The following is a 1054-nucleotide window of genomic DNA, read 5'->3' as shown; positions in this document are numbered from 1 at the left end:
GGCAGATTGCAAGAAATAACTTGAACGAATTTAATGACGTAAATTAAGCAGGAAGATCTCGATTGGTGTGCGCCAGTTAAGACATTTAAGTGGCCGGGAATTCAGATACCAATTGATTTGAACCAGCTGGCGATCGCTCAGCTCTTCAATAGCTTGTCCCTTGGGAATAAATCGTCGCAAAACTCGGTTACGGTTCTCATTACTACCGCGTTCATGTGGTGAATAAGCATGGGCAAAATAAACCGGAGTACCAGTTTGCCGTTCAATTGTCTGATAGTTAGCGAACTCTTTACCATGATCCACGGTCAGCGTCTTGAGCTTGTCTTGAAGTTGACTAGCTAGTTCAAGTACGGCTTGAGTCATGGACTGACTGTCGCGGCCATGGAGCCGTTTAACAATTGTCAGGCGACTCTTACGCTCCACAAAAGTCGCCACAGCTTGACCTTTACGTTTGCCAGAAAGTACTGTATCAGCTTCAAAGTGGCCGAACTCCTGGCGAGTTTCGACTTTATGAGGACGCTCCTCAATGGAGCGGCCGTGACTGAACGTACCACGCTTTTCTTTAGCACGATGACGACGAATTCCATGATCAGGCAAATCGGGTAGCTGTACATCAAGCCAGCCTTGCTCAATCCAGTTATAGACCGTCTTGTAGGCAATCCCAACCACATGGGCAACTTGTTCAGGGGACCACTTCTGGACTTGAATCTTTTCCTCGACCAAGTGTTTAAGGTTTTTAGTGAGCGAAGACTTCCGCCCCCGTTGACTAACCTTTTGTTCAAAGTCAGTTTGCGCTAGCTCAGCCTGGTACTCACTATTTAGCCGGTGAAGTTCGTTAAAGATGGTGGTCTTACTAAAGCCTAAGTAGTTAGCGATGTATCGCAAGGAACGTCCTTCACTATGAAGCGTTTCAATGACAACACGGTTCTGGAATGATAAAATAGTGGTGCTCATCAAGGTCCTTCTTTCTAATGGATTGTACGGTAACACCATTAAAGACCTTGATGGGTTTTTCTGTCCACTTAAATGTTCAACTTAAATTTTACAATCTGCC

At 45.4% G+C, this 1054-nt stretch carries 1 protein-coding gene; it reads right to left on the bottom strand.

The window, feature by feature from the left end; translation table 11 throughout:
• Positions 1-30: 30 nt before the first annotated feature.
• Positions 31-954 (bottom strand): IS30 family transposase, encoded by a 924-nt coding sequence (locus HF864_RS09370; protein WP_169462716.1) that lies wholly within the window; start codon positions 952-954, stop codon positions 31-33.
• Between the last annotated feature and the right edge of the window lie 100 nt (positions 955-1054).

It is taken from the genome of Lactobacillus sp. MRS-253-APC-2B (assembly GCF_012843675.1).
Taxonomy (GTDB): Bacteria; Bacillota; Bacilli; order Lactobacillales; family Lactobacillaceae; genus Limosilactobacillus; species Limosilactobacillus pulli.
The sequence above is the reverse complement of the archived record's forward strand: the minus strand, read 5'-3'. Positions and strand labels throughout refer to the sequence as shown.

Bases quoted from the DNA above. Each gene is read 5' to 3' on its own strand.
- HF864_RS09370 (WP_169462716.1), bottom strand. From the start codon at position 954: ATGAGCACCACTATTTTATCATTCCAGAACCGTGTTGTCATTGAAACG.